This window comes from Halomonas sp. BDJS001, from assembly GCF_026104355.1.
Lineage (GTDB): Bacteria > Pseudomonadota > Gammaproteobacteria > Pseudomonadales > Halomonadaceae > Vreelandella.
The window spans coordinates 4897755-4912056 of record NZ_CP110535.1; the positions used below are offsets into that span (position 1 = coordinate 4897755).

The 14302-nt window shown below is 55.9% G+C and carries 14 protein-coding genes; 7 read left to right on the forward strand and 7 right to left on the reverse strand.

Annotated features, from left to right (window positions below; translation table 11 throughout):
* Window positions 1-118: 118 nt before the first annotated feature.
* Window positions 119-598, forward strand: a complete 480-nt coding sequence (locus OM794_RS22845) for an Lrp/AsnC family transcriptional regulator (RefSeq protein WP_226249062.1) — start codon at window positions 119-121, stop codon at window positions 596-598.
* A gap of 69 nt (window positions 599-667) precedes the next feature.
* On the opposite strand, the gene OM794_RS22850 is transcribed toward OM794_RS22845, so the two are convergent.
* Window positions 668-1546: a YicC/YloC family endoribonuclease gene (locus OM794_RS22850; RefSeq protein WP_226249061.1), complete on the reverse strand. Its 879-nt coding sequence runs from the start codon at window positions 1544-1546 to the stop codon at window positions 668-670.
* A gap of 105 nt (window positions 1547-1651) precedes the next feature.
* Window positions 1652-2668, reverse strand: a complete 1017-nt coding sequence (locus tag OM794_RS22855) for a substrate-binding domain-containing protein (protein WP_226249060.1) — start codon at window positions 2666-2668, stop codon at window positions 1652-1654.
* 330 nt (window positions 2669-2998) lie between these two features.
* Here OM794_RS22855 and OM794_RS22860 point away from each other — a divergent pair, with 330 nt between their 5' ends.
* The 6 genes from OM794_RS22860 (at window position 2999) to rph (ending at window position 9946) form a co-directional block, all read left to right on the forward strand.
* Window positions 2999-3982, forward strand: a complete 984-nt coding sequence (locus OM794_RS22860; protein ID WP_226249059.1) for a substrate-binding domain-containing protein — start codon at window positions 2999-3001, stop codon at window positions 3980-3982.
* A 76-nt stretch (window positions 3983-4058) separates the two neighbouring features.
* On the forward strand, window positions 4059-5546 hold the full coding sequence (locus OM794_RS22865) for a sugar ABC transporter ATP-binding protein (protein WP_226249058.1): 1488 nt from the start codon (window positions 4059-4061) through the stop codon (window positions 5544-5546).
* The gene (locus OM794_RS22870) at window positions 5539-6537 is read left to right on the forward strand and encodes an ABC transporter permease (protein ID WP_226249057.1); all 999 of its coding nucleotides are present in this window, start codon (window positions 5539-5541) and stop codon (window positions 6535-6537) included. The genes OM794_RS22865 and OM794_RS22870 overlap by 8 nt, the downstream gene beginning before the upstream one ends.
* Window positions 6534-7514, forward strand: a complete 981-nt coding sequence (locus OM794_RS22875) for an ABC transporter permease (protein WP_226249056.1) — start codon at window positions 6534-6536, stop codon at window positions 7512-7514. The genes OM794_RS22870 and OM794_RS22875 overlap by 4 nt, the downstream gene beginning before the upstream one ends.
* A 13-nt stretch (window positions 7515-7527) precedes the next feature.
* Window positions 7528-9084, forward strand: a complete 1557-nt coding sequence (locus OM794_RS22880) for an FGGY family pentulose kinase (RefSeq protein ID WP_226249055.1) — start codon at window positions 7528-7530, stop codon at window positions 9082-9084.
* 139 nt (window positions 9085-9223) lie between these two features.
* The gene (rph, locus tag OM794_RS22885; RefSeq protein WP_226249365.1) at window positions 9224-9946 is read left to right on the forward strand and encodes a ribonuclease PH; all 723 of its coding nucleotides are present in this window, start codon (window positions 9224-9226) and stop codon (window positions 9944-9946) included.
* Between the two features lie 61 nt (window positions 9947-10007).
* Here rph and OM794_RS22890 read toward each other — a convergent pair whose 3' ends face one another.
* The 5 genes from OM794_RS22890 to OM794_RS22910 are packed head-to-tail and all read right to left on the reverse strand — an operon-like array spanning window position 10008 to window position 14296.
* Window positions 10008-10352, reverse strand: a complete 345-nt coding sequence (locus OM794_RS22890; protein ID WP_159177839.1) for a RidA family protein — start codon at window positions 10350-10352, stop codon at window positions 10008-10010.
* A gap of 42 nt (window positions 10353-10394) precedes the next feature.
* Window positions 10395-11513, reverse strand: coding sequence for an NAD(P)/FAD-dependent oxidoreductase (locus tag OM794_RS22895; RefSeq protein ID WP_226249054.1), 1119 nt, complete (start codon window positions 11511-11513; stop codon window positions 10395-10397).
* Entirely contained in the window at window positions 11513-12901 is a 1389-nt protein-coding gene (locus tag OM794_RS22900; protein ID WP_159177841.1) for an NAD(P)/FAD-dependent oxidoreductase, read from the reverse strand. Before OM794_RS22900 ends, OM794_RS22895 begins: the two co-directional genes overlap by 1 nt.
* A complete protein-coding gene (locus OM794_RS22905; RefSeq protein ID WP_159177842.1) occupies window positions 12898-13203 on the reverse strand; it encodes a (2Fe-2S)-binding protein in 306 nt (101 codons plus the stop codon). Before OM794_RS22905 ends, OM794_RS22900 begins: the two co-directional genes overlap by 4 nt.
* Complete coding sequence (locus OM794_RS22910) at window positions 13178-14296, reverse strand: NAD(P)/FAD-dependent oxidoreductase (protein ID WP_226249053.1); 1119 nt, start codon at window positions 14294-14296, stop codon at window positions 13178-13180. Before OM794_RS22910 ends, OM794_RS22905 begins: the two co-directional genes overlap by 26 nt.
* Window positions 14297-14302: the final 6 nt, after the last annotated feature.

The window sequence follows — 14302 nt, forward strand, 5'->3', positions numbered from 1 at the left end:
TTTTAGTTGATTCAATATAACCAACCACGCCTGAAATTACTTTTCTGATAAATGGACAAATAGACTGATTTTGAAGCACTCTTTCCACTAATCACATAAATATGAAAGAGTTCTTCAAATGAGCCAGCTGGATAAAGTAGACGCCCAAATAGTCGATAGCCTTCAAGCCGATGGTCGGCTATCCATCGCCAAGCTGGCCGAGCGGCTGGGGATGAGCGAAGCCACCTGTTGGCGACGCCATAAACGTCTGGAGGAGTTGGGCGTGATCGAAGGCTACCAAGCCACGCTGAACCGGCAAAAGCTTGGCGGTAATGTGCTGGCATTTGTACAGATCACCTGCACCCAGCACAGCGAAGCGGCCACCGCGGAGTTCGAGCGCATTATCCAGGCCAGCTCCCGGGTACTCAGTTGCCATAACACCACCGGCGAAGCGGACTTCCTGCTACAGGTTATCGCCCGCGACCTCGATGATTACAGCCACTTCGTAGAGCAGGTGCTACGCCAACTGCCTGGGGTATCGAGCATCCGTTCCAATATTTCCCTGCGAGAAATGAAGGCGACAAGCCACTTGCCGGTTAGAGAGTTGCTGGGGCTGTAAGGGAGCGGGTTGGGAAAGGGTGTTAACAAACTGCTCCGCATCCTGTTACAGCTACTTTGCTCAACTGTTTCACTCAATATTCTGAATCTGCTCCCGCATCTGCTCGATCAACACCTTCAGCTCAACCGCGCAGCGGGTCGTCTCAGCCACTACCGATTTTGACGAGAGCGTGTTGGCTTCGCGGTTAAGCTCCTGCATCAGGAAGTCCAGGCGGCGGCCTTTGGGGCCTTTCTGGGCGAGCTGGTGGCTTACTTCTTCGATATGCGCGGTCAGGCGATCTAGTTCTTCGTCCACATCAGCTTTTTGCGCCACCAATACCAGTTCGGCCTCCAGGCGCTGGGGGTCGAGTTCGGTCTTGGCGATTTCTAAACGCTCCAGCAGTTGGGCGCGTTGGCGCTCTAGAATCTGTGGCAATAAGCTACGCACGGTGGTCACTTGCTCGCTTACCGCCGCCAGGCGGGTGGTGATCATCTCGGCGAGCTTTTCGCCTTCACGGGCACGGGCGTCGATCAGCTCATTCAGTGCTTGATCAAACAGCGCTTTGGCGGCGGTCTTGATGGCGTCTTGGTCAAGGTGCTGGGTTTCCATCACGCCGGGCTGGTTGAGTAGCGCCAGCGTGGTGGGCGGCACGGCGCTGGGCACTTGCTGCTGAATGGCGGTTAGCGCATCCGCAATGGCGGCTAGGCGGACGCTGTTAACGGCGGGGGCTTGGGCGGTTTCGGCGCTCTCAAAGCGAACACTGCACTCGACTTTGCCACGGGCTAAACGGGTGCGCAGCGCTTCACGCAGCACTGGCTCTAAGTCACGCAGGCTTTCGTGCAGGCGGAAGTGAGGCTCTAAATAGCGCTGATTCACTGAGCGAATTTCCACCTGCAGCGTGCCAAACGGGGCAGCCTGCTCGGTGCGGGCAAAGGCGGTCATGCTGTGTACGCGGCTGGAAGTGGCCATGTTTCATCCTGGTAGTGAATAAAGGTGTATAAAGCATTGCCAACAGTCGAATCTAAATGGCTAGCCTATTCATTCGATTCAGTAAATGCTTTGCAAAAGAGCGCATCAAACACCCATTATTTCTGGCTGAACCTCTATGAGCAGATGCGGATCCTGCGGTGGCGTATCAATCAGTTCGAAGACGCGGTCGATCATCTCGATTACATTTTGCCGCACCATCATCAAGCGCGGATGAAAGGCAGCGGCCAGGGGATCCCAGTCAAAACAACCAAAAATAATGTCATCTAGATAATAGCCATTTAGCTGTAACCCGCGAACGATGCCTTCAAGAGAAATCGTCGAGTTGACGAACATAGCGCTGGGCGGGGTAGACCGCTTAAGCATATACCTTTCAAGTGCAGCCTGAGCCTTATCAGCAGCATAATCACAGGGGAGGATATTCTCTTCCGCCGTCGCCAATCCCACTTCCTTTCTCGCTTGCTTGAAGCCGGCTATACGCTCGCGGGTATTGTGATCTTCATCACGGCCGCCAATAAATAGCACAGGGTCGTCACTGCGCTTCTCTTCAGCCAGGCGGTTGAGGATGGCATGGGTGAGCTGCCGCGCGCCCTCACGGTTATTGGAAATCACCGACGGGGCCTTACTGCCAGGAAGGTCGAGATTAATGCTTTGCACGCTGCTCTCTGCACACATCTGCGCAATCGTATCGGGATCCGTTGCGCCGGTGCATACCAGGCACTCGACACGGTAAGCAAGCATCATACGGGCAGCTTCACACTCTTGCTTGGGATCTCGATTCGTACACGAAACAATCGCAAACAGCCCCCGTCGACGTGCTTCTGATTCGAAGTGTTGGGCTATCGAACTGAAATAGCGGTTGTCGTACAGCGGCAGGATCATGCCGATGATACCTGAGCGCTCGCGCCGCAAGGCACGGGCCTGCATGTTGGCCGAATAGCCTTCCGACTGGGCGAGCGACAGAATTTTACTGGCCAGTTTCTTGCTGATGCGACGGCGCTGCCAAGTGCCGTTGAGCACGGCACTGACGGTACTGGGCGATGTTTCTGCCAACCTCGCCAGGTCGTAAATAGTCAGCCGCTTGGATGAAGAGTCGCTAACCACGTGGCAGCTCCTTGGGATTAGATAAAAGTAGCATTGACGTGATGCTGTAATAGATCAATCCTACGTTATGCACAACCGATTGTGCATACTTGATAAAATGACAATAACGATAGCGATGACGCATCGCTTAAGTACCACTCAACGTATCCAGCACTGTGTAAAGTTCCTATGCATTAAGTTCTTATGCATTAAATTCCTATGCATTGTGAGGCTCGGAAGCGTCTGCGCCATTTCATTTGACCATGACGCAACGTACAGCAGCACTATTAAAACGCTTCAATGCACGCTATTCCACTGACTGGGTCAGCCAACAGCAAGCAGGAAATCACAATGAAATACAAAGCACTTCTTACCGCAGCTACGCTAACAGGCATTATCGGCAGCACTGGCGCAATGGCGCAGGAGTCTCCTACGATTGCCGTGGTCGCCAAAGTGGGTGGCATCCCCTGGTTCAATGCCATGGAAATGGGCATCGAACAAATGGGTGAAGAGCTTGGAGTAGAAGCCTATATGGTGGGCCCCACCAGTGCTGACCCCGCCCTGCAGGTGCGTGCGATAGAGGATCTGATCAGCCGTGGCGTTGATGTCATTGGTGTCGTTCCAAACGATCGCGAGGTTCTTGAGCCGGTATTGGAGCGGGCACGTGATCAGGGAATTATCGTGCTGACACACGAAAGCCCTGAATCGGTCAACATCGACTACGACTTTGAAATGATTTCAGCGCAGCAGTTAGGTGAAGAGCACGCCAAGCTATTGGCTGACACCACCGGCTGCGAAGGCTCTTATGCCGTATACGTGGGCGGCCTCAGCGTGCCCGCTCATAACGCTTGGGCCGATGCTGCCGTGAACTGGCTCGATGATAACTGCTCGGGCTTGACTCAAGCCGCTGATCGTTTCGGCGTTGCCGAAAGCGTCGATGACAGCCGCAACACCACCCTGGACTTGCTGCGGGCCCACGAAGACTTGGCCGGCATCATGTCGTTTGGTAGCCAGGGAACCATCGGCGCTGCTCGGGCTGTGAAAGAGCGTGGTATGGAAGGGGACGTAGCCGTTATGGGCCTGTTCTCTCCGGGCCAGGGGCGCCGTCTGGTGCACGAAGGTGTTATTACCGGTGGTTTCCAGTGGAGCCCTTTGGAGGCGGGCAAAGCGTTCGTTGCCCTGGGTGAGATGCTCTATAACGGCGAAGAAATTAGTGATGGCGCTGACTTGCCGGTACTGGGTGAAATCACCCTGGATGGCAAAACGATCTTTGCCTCACAGCCACTCAAGCTGAGCAAAGATACCGTGGATGAGCTGGCAGAACTCGGCCTTTAAAACCGCGCTTATTGATCGTGCAGAGACTGCCGCGCTCCTGAGGAGTGCGGCAGTGATGTTAAGAAAGGAGCCTCCAATGGGCGATATCGCAATTCGAGCGCGCCACGTCAGCAAAGTGTTCGGACAAAGCCGAGTCCTCGATAATGTCGAATTCGAACTTCGCCGGGGTGAGGTGCTTTGCCTAGCGGGTGAAAACGGCTGCGGCAAAAGCACCCTCATTAAAATTATCAACGGTGTTTACAAGCCTGAACCAGGCGTTGAGTTCACGTTTGGCGATGAAACCCTCTCTGCCATTAGCCCGAAAGAGGCACGCAGCCGGGGTATCCACGTTATCTGGCAAGACCTCGCGCTGTTCCCGCACCTGACCGTCGCGGAAAATATCGTCTTTGATGACTACGTTGCCCAACCATGGCGGCCAATTTCCTATAAAGAGGCGCTGACGCAATCCCGCGAGATCATTCAGCAGTTTGACCTCGATCTGGATCCGATGGCCCGTGTTGAAGACCTTTCGATTGCTCATCGTCAACTCGTTGCCATTTGCCGCGTGCTGCGTGCAGGGGCCAGTATCATTTTTATGGATGAGCCCACCGCCTCGCTTACCTACAAAGAGGTGCAAACGCTGCTGGGCATTACCCGTTCACTGGCGGCGAAAGGCATTTCCATTGTCTTGGTCAGCCACCGGCTGGTGGAAGTGCTGGAGGTGTGCCAACGCGTCACCGTGCTCCGCAACGGGAAGTTGGTCGGCACCTATCCCACCGAGGGGATGACCCAGGCACGACTTTCAACCCTGATGACCGGGCTGGAACTTGAGTTCACCCCTCGTGCTGAAACACACCAAGGCGCCCCGGTACTGGAGCTTAAAAACTTAAGTCGTGAAGGGGAATTCGAAAATGTCTCTTTCACTCTGCATCGCGGTGAAATTCTTGGCCTGACGGGCTTGCTGGGCGCAGGGCGTACCGAAATAGCCCACACGATTTTTGGGATGACCCAGCCCACTTCAGGGCAGTTGCTAAAAGAGGGGCAGCCGCTGACGCTTCGCTCCAACCGCGATGCCGTGCGCCATCGCATTGCCTACCTCTCTGAAGACCGACTCAACCTTGGCCTGGTGCAAAACCAATCCATCAATATGAATACCGCAGTGACAGTACTACCAAAACTGGAAAAACCGCGTTTCTTTCTCTCCCCTAAGCGCATCAAGGCGCTGACCGCCCACTGGATTGAGCAGCTTAAAACCAAGGTGAGTGACGCCGAGCTTGCGGTCTCCTCATTATCTGGCGGCAATCAACAACGCATTGCACTCGCCAAATGGCTAGCCACTGAACCCGACGTTCTCATTCTTGACTGCCCGACGATTGGCGTCGATGTAGGCGCTAAAGCCGGTATTTTTGACATCATCAGGAATCTTGCCGACCAGGGCATGGCCATCATTCTGATTTCGGATGAGGCAGGAGAAATCTGGATGAACGCAGATCGCGCGCTCGTATTGCGCGAGGGGCGCATCTACTCCGAGGTGATACCTGTGGAGACCACGGAAGAGGCGCTGGAGGCGATCATCAATGCATAAACGACGGCTAAACAGAAGGATCGGCACTGAAGGTACTCTCTTTTGTATCCTCATGTTGCTGTGCGTGGTGTTGGCACTAGCGACCAACAGCTTTCTAACCTTACAAAACCTGTTCGACCTGCTTAACAATCAGTCGGTTAATATCATCTTTGCAGTGGGCCTGGTCGTTGTTTTGATCGCGGGTGGAATAGATATTTCCTTCGCAGTGGCGGCGTCCGTGGTGCAGTACGTGGTGCTGTCACTGCTGATGAATTACCTGGGTGGGGGCAACTGGTTGCTTGGCATCCTGCTTTCGATGCTGGTTGGCATGCTACTGGGGCTCTTCAATGCGCTGCTGATCCATCGCTTTCGAATCGTTTCGATCATCGTCACCATCGGCACATTTAACCTGTTTTTCGGCCTCTTGATGTACTTCACCAGGGGAGTCTCCATCTACGATATTCCCGATTGGCTCTACTACTCCGTTCCGCTGCTTGACCTACCCGCCGAACGCGGATCAGCCACGCTCTATTTACCCGCTGCCGTCATGGTGGTGATGGTCATACTCACTTGGTTCATTCTGGCCCGTACCGGTTTTGGTCGCGCGATCTACGGTTTCGGATCAAGTCCCGAGTCAGCTCGCCGCTCTGGCGTTAGTGTCTGGAAGATCCATGCCTTTGCCTACGGCTGGCTGGGGCTATGCGCGGGGATGGCAGGCCTGATGCAGGCACATATCGTACAAGAGGTCGTGCCCAACGCCTTGATAGGCCAGGAGTTGCCAATTCTGGCGGCTGTCGTGCTAGGCGGCGCCACCCTGGGAGGCGGGCGCGGCTCAGTACTCGGCGCCGTACTGGGCGTGCTGCTTCTCGCCGTCGTCCAAAACGGCCTGAATCTGCTGGGCGTCACTCCTTACGCCTTCCGCATGATTGTCGGGCTGATCATCTTGATTGCGATCACCACCAGCAACCTAGGCAACCTGTTGCCCCGCACCACCAAGGCGAGGAACGTATGAATAAACAGCCCTCTACGACCGGACTCCGCCTGGGTGGCGATACCATTGAAGTGGCCGCCATGACGGCTCTGCTTATCGGCAGTATTGGCCTCTTCTCGCTACTGGCACCGGGCTTTCTGACCGCCACTAATTTTGGCTCGATGTCGATGCAGTTGCCGGAGTTGGGGTTACTCTCACTGGCGATGCTGCTGCCCATCATTTCCGGTGGCCTGAACCTCTCGGTTACCTTTACCGCCAATATCGCAGGGCTGATGACCGCCTGGCTGGTACAGGGGCTACTGGCCGGCATGGGCCTGCTAAGCGTTCCCATGGCGATTATCGCCGGGCTTGCCGTTGGCGCTGCCGCAGGCTTTTTGATTGGCGTTATCGTTGCCTATGTGGGCGCCCACCCCATTTTAGTATCGCTGGGCGCGATGATTTTTCTCCAGGGGGCAGGTGAATTTTTAACCCGCGGTGGCGGTATTTCAGGCATGCCGGAGGTATTTCAAACCCTCGGTAGCGGCAGTGTTCTGGGCATCCCCATCCCCATGCTGATCTTTCTCGCGGCTGCTGCAGGGTTGATCTATATCATGCATTTCACCCGCACTGGCTTCTCGATTTATATGCTGGGCTCCAACCCCCGCGCGACGGAGTACTCGGGCATTAACGTCAAGCGCGTGCTAATCACCGTCTACACAATTTCCGGCATTTTGGCAGGGTTGGCGGGCATGGTGATGCTCGCCCGCTTTAACTCGGTACGCGTAGGCCACGGCGAGAGCTACCTACTGATTACGGTTTTGGCCTGTTTTCTGGCCGGGGCAAACCCCTTTGGTGGCTTTGGCCGCGTACTGCCCCTGGTGTTGGGCTTGATGAGCCTGCAGGTCATCGCTTCCGGCATGAACCTGATGGGCGCCAGCCAGCATCTGGCCACTGCGGTATGGGGGGCTTTTCTAATTATTGTAATGGCACTGCGTATGCCATTTATTAAACAGTCGTGAGTAAGGTTTTCCCATGAGTCATCAAGCACATGTTCTAGGCATCGATATCGGCACTGGCAGCGCCCGAGCAGGCATTTTCACGCCGGATGGCGTGATGCTAGCCGAAGCGAAAACACCGATTGCAATGCATCGCCCTGCCGAGCACCACGTGGAGCAAAGCTCAACGGATATCTGGCGCGCGGTATGCAGCGCGACCCAGCGCGCCCGCGAGGCTGCCAACGTGACGTCCGATTCCATCACCAGTATGTCGGTGAGCGCCACCTGCTCGTTGGTGCTCCTTGATAAGCAGGATAAGCCGCTAGCGCTCTCACCGGGTGATGAAGCGTGGAATATCATTGTGTGGATGGATCATCGGGCAACCGCAGAAGCCGCTGAGTGCACGGCTACCCAGGCAGCGCCACTGCGCAATCTGGGGGGCATCATGTCTCCCGAGATGCAGATGCCTAAGCTCATGTGGTTGAAGCGGCACCGACCCGAGCTCTATGCAGAGATCGGCTATGCGGGTGACCTAGGCGATTGGCTGGGCTTTAAATGCACCGGCTCGCTTGAACGCTCGGTCTGCATGCTCGCCTGCAAGTGGACATTTGACCCGCGCCCTGGACATGGCTGGGATCATGACTTTCTAAACCAGATCGATATGCAGGATGTACTCGAGTGCGCCCGCCTGCCCGAACAAGCTCTCCCCGTGGGCGTAGCGCTTGGGCAGTTGACCGAAGAAGCCGCTGACGACTTGGGACTGACGACTCGGTGTACCTTCGCAGTGGGCATGATTGATGCTTATGCGGGTGCGCTGGGCACACTAGGCAGAAGCCTCGCTGACACTCCCGAGCGCCGGCTTGCCGTGATTGGCGGCACTTCCACTTGTCATATCGGCGCCCAGCCCGTGCGGCGAGAAGTGCCCGGCGTGTGGGGCCCCTATCCGGGGGCGCTATGCGACGGTTTTGTCGCCAACGAAGGGGGGCAAAGCATTACCGGTGCCCTTCTAGATCACCTGGCAGCCCTATTTTCAGCAAGCAGTGAATTCGGCGACGATCTTCACGGCGCGTTATCAGACCTTCTACTCGAGCGCTTGGCAACCGGTGACCCTGCCCCTGACATCCATGTGTGTCCTGACTTCATTGGCAACCGCTCACCCTTGGCCGATCCGGAAATTCGCGGCGCCATCACTGGATTGACCCTCGATACGCCTCGCGAGAGCTTTATCAAGGTCTATTGGGCGGCAGCCACCTCGCTGGTTTACGGCACCCGCGCCATCATAGAGCGTATGAATGCCCATGGTTATGCCATCGATACCCTGCACCTCAGCGGAGGGCATGGACGTTCAACACTGCTGCGCAAGCTCTATGCCGACGGTACCGGTTGCCGGGTTGTGCTGGCGGATGCGCCGGAACCCGTACTACTTGGAGTAGCCGTGGCGGCCCTGGCTGCCCAAGCCAACGGTGAGATGCTCAGCGTTGCCAATGGCCTCACCCCAGGCGAACAAACATTAGAGCCTGACCTGGCAATGCAAGCACTGCACACTGCGCGTTATACCGCTTTCAAGAAACTTTACGAAGGGCGTCTCGACTGACCTAACCAACCTACTTCATGACGCTAGCTGGACGTTAAGCCAATCAGCGCACCCTCAGACGTGTACAATGGAGGGCTTTTCCTAGTTGTGCGTTTATTGAGAGGTACTATTTGTGAGCAGTGCTAAGCGTCCTGATGTAGTGCGCCCCAGCGGCCGCGAGGCCGACCAGCTCCGCGACATTCGCCTGACCCGCGACTACACCCGCCATGCGGAAGGTTCTGTACTGGTGGAGTTTGGTGATACCAAGGTGCTGTGTAACGCCAGCGTAGAAGCCACTGTACCGCGTTGGCTGCGCGGTAAGAATCAGGGTTGGGTAACGGCTGAGTACGGTATGCTGCCCCGCGCGACGCATTCGCGCAGCAACCGCGAAGCGACCCAGGGTAAGCAGGGCGGCCGCACGCTGGAAATTCAGCGCTTGATTGGCCGCAGCCTGCGCGCAGCGGTCAATTTGAAAAAGCTGGGTGAGTTCACCATCACCGTGGATTGCGATGTGATCCAGGCCGACGGCGGCACCCGCACCGCGGCGATCACCGGTGGCTGCGTAGCGCTGATCGATGCGATCCGCTACCTGCAGCGCGAGAAGAAGATCAAAAGCGATCCTTTCAAGCAGTTGGTGAGCGCAATCTCCGTGGGCATTTATAAAGGTGTGCCGGTGCTGGATCTGGACTACCCGGAAGACAGTAAAGCCGATACCGATCTAAACGTAGTAATGACCGAAAGCGGCGAGCTGATCGAAGTACAGGGCACCGCCGAGGCGGGTGCGTTCACCCGCGCCGAGCTAAACGGCATGCTCGACTTGGCCGAGAAGGCAGGCGATGCGTTACGTGACCATCAGCGTGAAGCGCTGGGTATTCGTGGTTAGTAGGTAGAGCAATCAAGCACTATTGCTGGCGTAAAAATTCGCCAGCAATAGTGTTACGCAATTACTTAACCGCAGTCACTACTAATTCTAAAAGTACATTCTCGCCAAGGTCAGCAACACCTAATGTCGCTCGGGCTGGTAGATGGTCAGCCTCAAACCATTGAGTCCACACATCGTTCATACCTTTCTTAAGGTTCAAGTCAGAGACATAGGCAGTTGCGGTAACGATTCGCTTATTATCTGTACCTGCTTCGGCTAGATAGCTTTCTAATTTATCAAGCACTTGGCGTGTTTGACCTGCCATATCAAGCGTAAGATCATCAGCAATTATTCCACCAAAGAAAACAAAGCCATTCGCTTCTACAGCGCGGTGCATAATAGGTGTTTGGATATGTCGTTTAATCATAATACTCTCCAGTTTGCCTTAATTGGCGTACGTTAACTCGTCCTATTCAGGACAAGGTGTTTGAAATCTTTGAATAGAGAAAGGAGTGATGGGGAGCTTGGGCTCTCGCTCCATGGCAAGGTCGGCGACTATTTCTCCAGTAATGGGGCCTAACTGATAGCCGTGAGCTGAGAACCCAAAAGCGTGAATAACATTATCGTGTTGACTGCTGAGACCGATGACAGGAATGTGATCCTTCATGACTGCCTCAACGCCTGCCCAGGTTCGCATGATGCGTGCCTCTTTCATGAACGGAAACAGGCTGACGACGGTATCGGCATTCTCCGCCAGCCCATCCAAGCGGGTTTCGGCCACATGGCGAACAGAATCTACGTCACCGCGCACCCCTCCTCCAATCAAAACAGTACCGTTCTCAAACTGCTTAAAAGATAATGGCCGCGAAGTGGCACCCACTACTGTTCCTAAAAATGGCGATAGTCGCTCAGTGATCATTAACATGGGAGCTTCAGCAGTGAGAGGAACCGGCTCTCCTAACCATTTGCAAAGCTCTCCTGCCCAAGCGCCAGCACAATTGACAAGCAAGTCGGCATCGAAATGCTCACCGCCGCCGCTCAGCCGCCAGCCGTTTCCCTTGGACTCAATGGCGGTTATCTCGATACCTTCACGGAATCGGACTCCCTGGCGTTCGGCCTCTCGACGCCAGGCGGTAACGGTGCGATAGGGGTTGGCAAAACCATCGCCATCGCACGCCAGCGCTCCCGGGCAGTGGTCGGCCAATGCTGGCAACCGACGGTGTAACTCGTCACGGCCGATCAGGACTTCATGGTGAAACCCCAGGTCACGTACCTGGCGCTCGCGGTCGGCAAGGATGGCCATGTCCTTATCGTTTTCGGCCACCTTGACCTGCCCGACGGGGCGAAATCCGCAGTCGTCACCGACGATGTCGGTCATGCACTGCCAGCGCTCCCAAGCTGCTACTGCCAACGGGATCTCTGCAGGGTGTCGGCCTAAACGCCTCACACCACCTGCATTGACGCCCGAGGCGTGACGGCCTGCATAGGCCTTGTCGATGACAGTGACTTCGTACCCTTGGAGACTTAACCGCAGCGCGGCACTGCAGCCATGAAAGCCAGCGCCCACAATAACTACGCGCCGAGCCATCAGCCTTCCTCCGCCGCCTTTGCAAGCTGTCCGAGGGTGATCGGTTTGAAAGGTGGTCGCAGTCTGTAATAGCCGGTTTCTTCAACACTCTGCTGATTGGCATCTGCTAGCAGTTCGCTCACGGTAATACCGCACATACGGCCTTGACACGGCCCCATGCCACAACGAGTGAATGACTTAGTTTGGTTGGGCCCCCGGCAGCCCATGTCAGCCATACGCCGGATTTCTCCGCCGGTTACCTCTTCGCATCGGCAGGCTAGCGTATCGTCATCGGGTAAGCGCCATTGTTTTGCAGGTCTATACAACACATCGAGAAAAGGCCTAATAGCGGTGTCACGCGCGAGTGCTTTACGAATTGGTTGGGCGCGTTCAGTACTGTTCTCCAAGGTTAATTTACCTAGCGCCAGGGCAGCCCCCAGCCCCGCTAATTGACCTTGCATGGCCGCGGCCTTGGCTCCTACGATACCGCCTCCATCACCCGCTACGGCAATACCTGGGATATCAGTGCCCAGCCACTCATCCAGACGTGGTCGCCAAGCTAATTGCTGCTCATCCCACTCATGGTGGCAATCCACCGCCCGAGTGATTTGGGTATTGGGGATAACGCCTTGATGAAGCAGCAAGGTAGGCGTTTCAAGTGTCTGCCAATTATCATCGCCCTGTTGCTTCCATAAAACGCGCTCCAACTGACCACTACCTTCGGCACGCAGAGCGCTTACACCTCTAATGTGGCGAACACCTGCACGACGTAGTTCACGTAATAGTCCCACCCCTTTTAATAAAGTGCTGACATTACGTAACGCACCGGGAACATGCTTGAGAGCGGCGCGATAGCGATCCCGTGGCGTTGTATCAAGAATGGCCGCTATCTCGACACCTGCGCGAAGATACTGAGTGGCCAGCAGCAATAATAAGGGGCCACAGCCGGCTAGTACGACTGGTGCCTGGGGCACAGCCCCGGCACTCTTGAGCAATATTTGACCACTTCCTGCTGTCATGACCCCTGGCAATGTCCAACCAGCTATTGGCATAGGCCGCTCCATGGCTCCTGTAGCAAGAATGATATGTCGCGCACAGATCATTTCTGCCTTGTCATCATGCAATAGCCCTATTTCGCGCTGCCGGGTCAATTGCCACACGGTGGATGCAGGGCGGTAGTCAATTTGAGGGTCTTTAAGCCCCTTGATTAGAGACTCACCAGACCAGTAATCCTCGCCAAGAATCCGCCGATCGAGCACAGGTGTACGTTCCAATGCACGATAAATTTGACCACCCGCCGCAGGCTGCTCATCTATTACCACCGGCGTAATGCCATGTTCGAGGGCAGTAGTTGCTGCGGCCATACCTGCTGGGCCGGTACCGAGAATAACTAGGTCATGCGTAATCATGAAGTTAATCTCCTGGCACCCTGCTGTGTATGGACATGCATCCCATCGCGAACTTCCGCTTGGCAGGCCTGAACATTGGGATTGCCATCAACTTCCACCAAACATTCAAAGCACACACCCATCATGCAGTAAGGAGCACGAGGGGCATTACTAACCGGCGTACTCCGGCAGATACTAATACCCGAAGTGAGTAATGCCGCAGCGACTGTATCGCCAGGGCGAGCCGTCACGGTCTGCTCATCAAAGCGGAAAGTTACTACCGCTTCGTTAGTGGCTTCAGGCGGGGATAGACGTTTGAACATGGAATCTCTCCGCAGTAAAAGGGGTAATCTCAGAAGGTGCTTCAGCGCCTGCGAACCAGGGCGCCAGACATTTCGCATGAGCGGCGGCCAGCGTCACGCCGCTATGGCAACAGGCGACAAAGGCCCCGGGGTGGCTTTCGGATGCTTGATAAAGCGGGTAGCCATCGGGTGTCATGACCCGTAACGCTCCCCAGCTGCGAACAACTCGGGTATTGGCAAGTGCCGGCAATGCGCGTACGGCACGCTGGGCGATTTGAGCCAGCACCGGCGTTTCGGTGCCATCATCGAAGCCGACATCTTCATGGGAATCGCCCATCAGTATCGAGCCCTCACCGGTCTGGCGCAGATACGTGGTGGGCAGGTCAAGCAACGGTCGCATGCGTTCGGTGACCAGGATTTCGCCTCGATTGGGTACAAGCGGTGCATCGAGCCCGACTTGCGGGGCCAGCTCTCGATTGCCGAGCCCGGCTGCCAAAATGACTCGTCCAACGGTGAGGGTCTGGTGATCACGTTCGATCACGAAGCTTCCGCCATTGCGCCGAATACGATTGACTTTACTGCCGGGCACGAACTCCCCGCCGTAGTGACGAATCCCATTATGCAGGGCACGCAACAGATAGAGAGGATTGGCGTGGCCATCCCAGCTTGACCATGAAGCACCGGTAACGCTTTCGCCGATCTCGGGGATCAAGTCGCGTAGCTGGTCGTGATCCAGCATGTCGAACGTGAACTGACGACCGGTCGCCTGGGCTAGCGCATTGAGTTCCACCTCGCGATTCGCCAGCTCCGCTTGGCTATAGCAGAGATGGACGCCGCCGGGGTTGTGATGCTGGGTGGCGACTCCCGTCAGCTCAAAGAGCTCCTGGGAAAGTGCCGCCCACAGGGAAGCCGAGCGCATGCTCCATCGCGAATAGAGAGGGATCTCCTGCCCCTTGCCTTGCACCCATACCAACCCGAAATTGCCGCGCGAGGCACGATAGGCTACATCGCCTTCATCCAGGACGCTGACCTGATGGCCTTGGCTGGCCAGCCCATAGGCAATCGCACTGCCTACTAGTCCCCCGCCGATCACGGCGAAATCACACTGCTGCATAGCTGG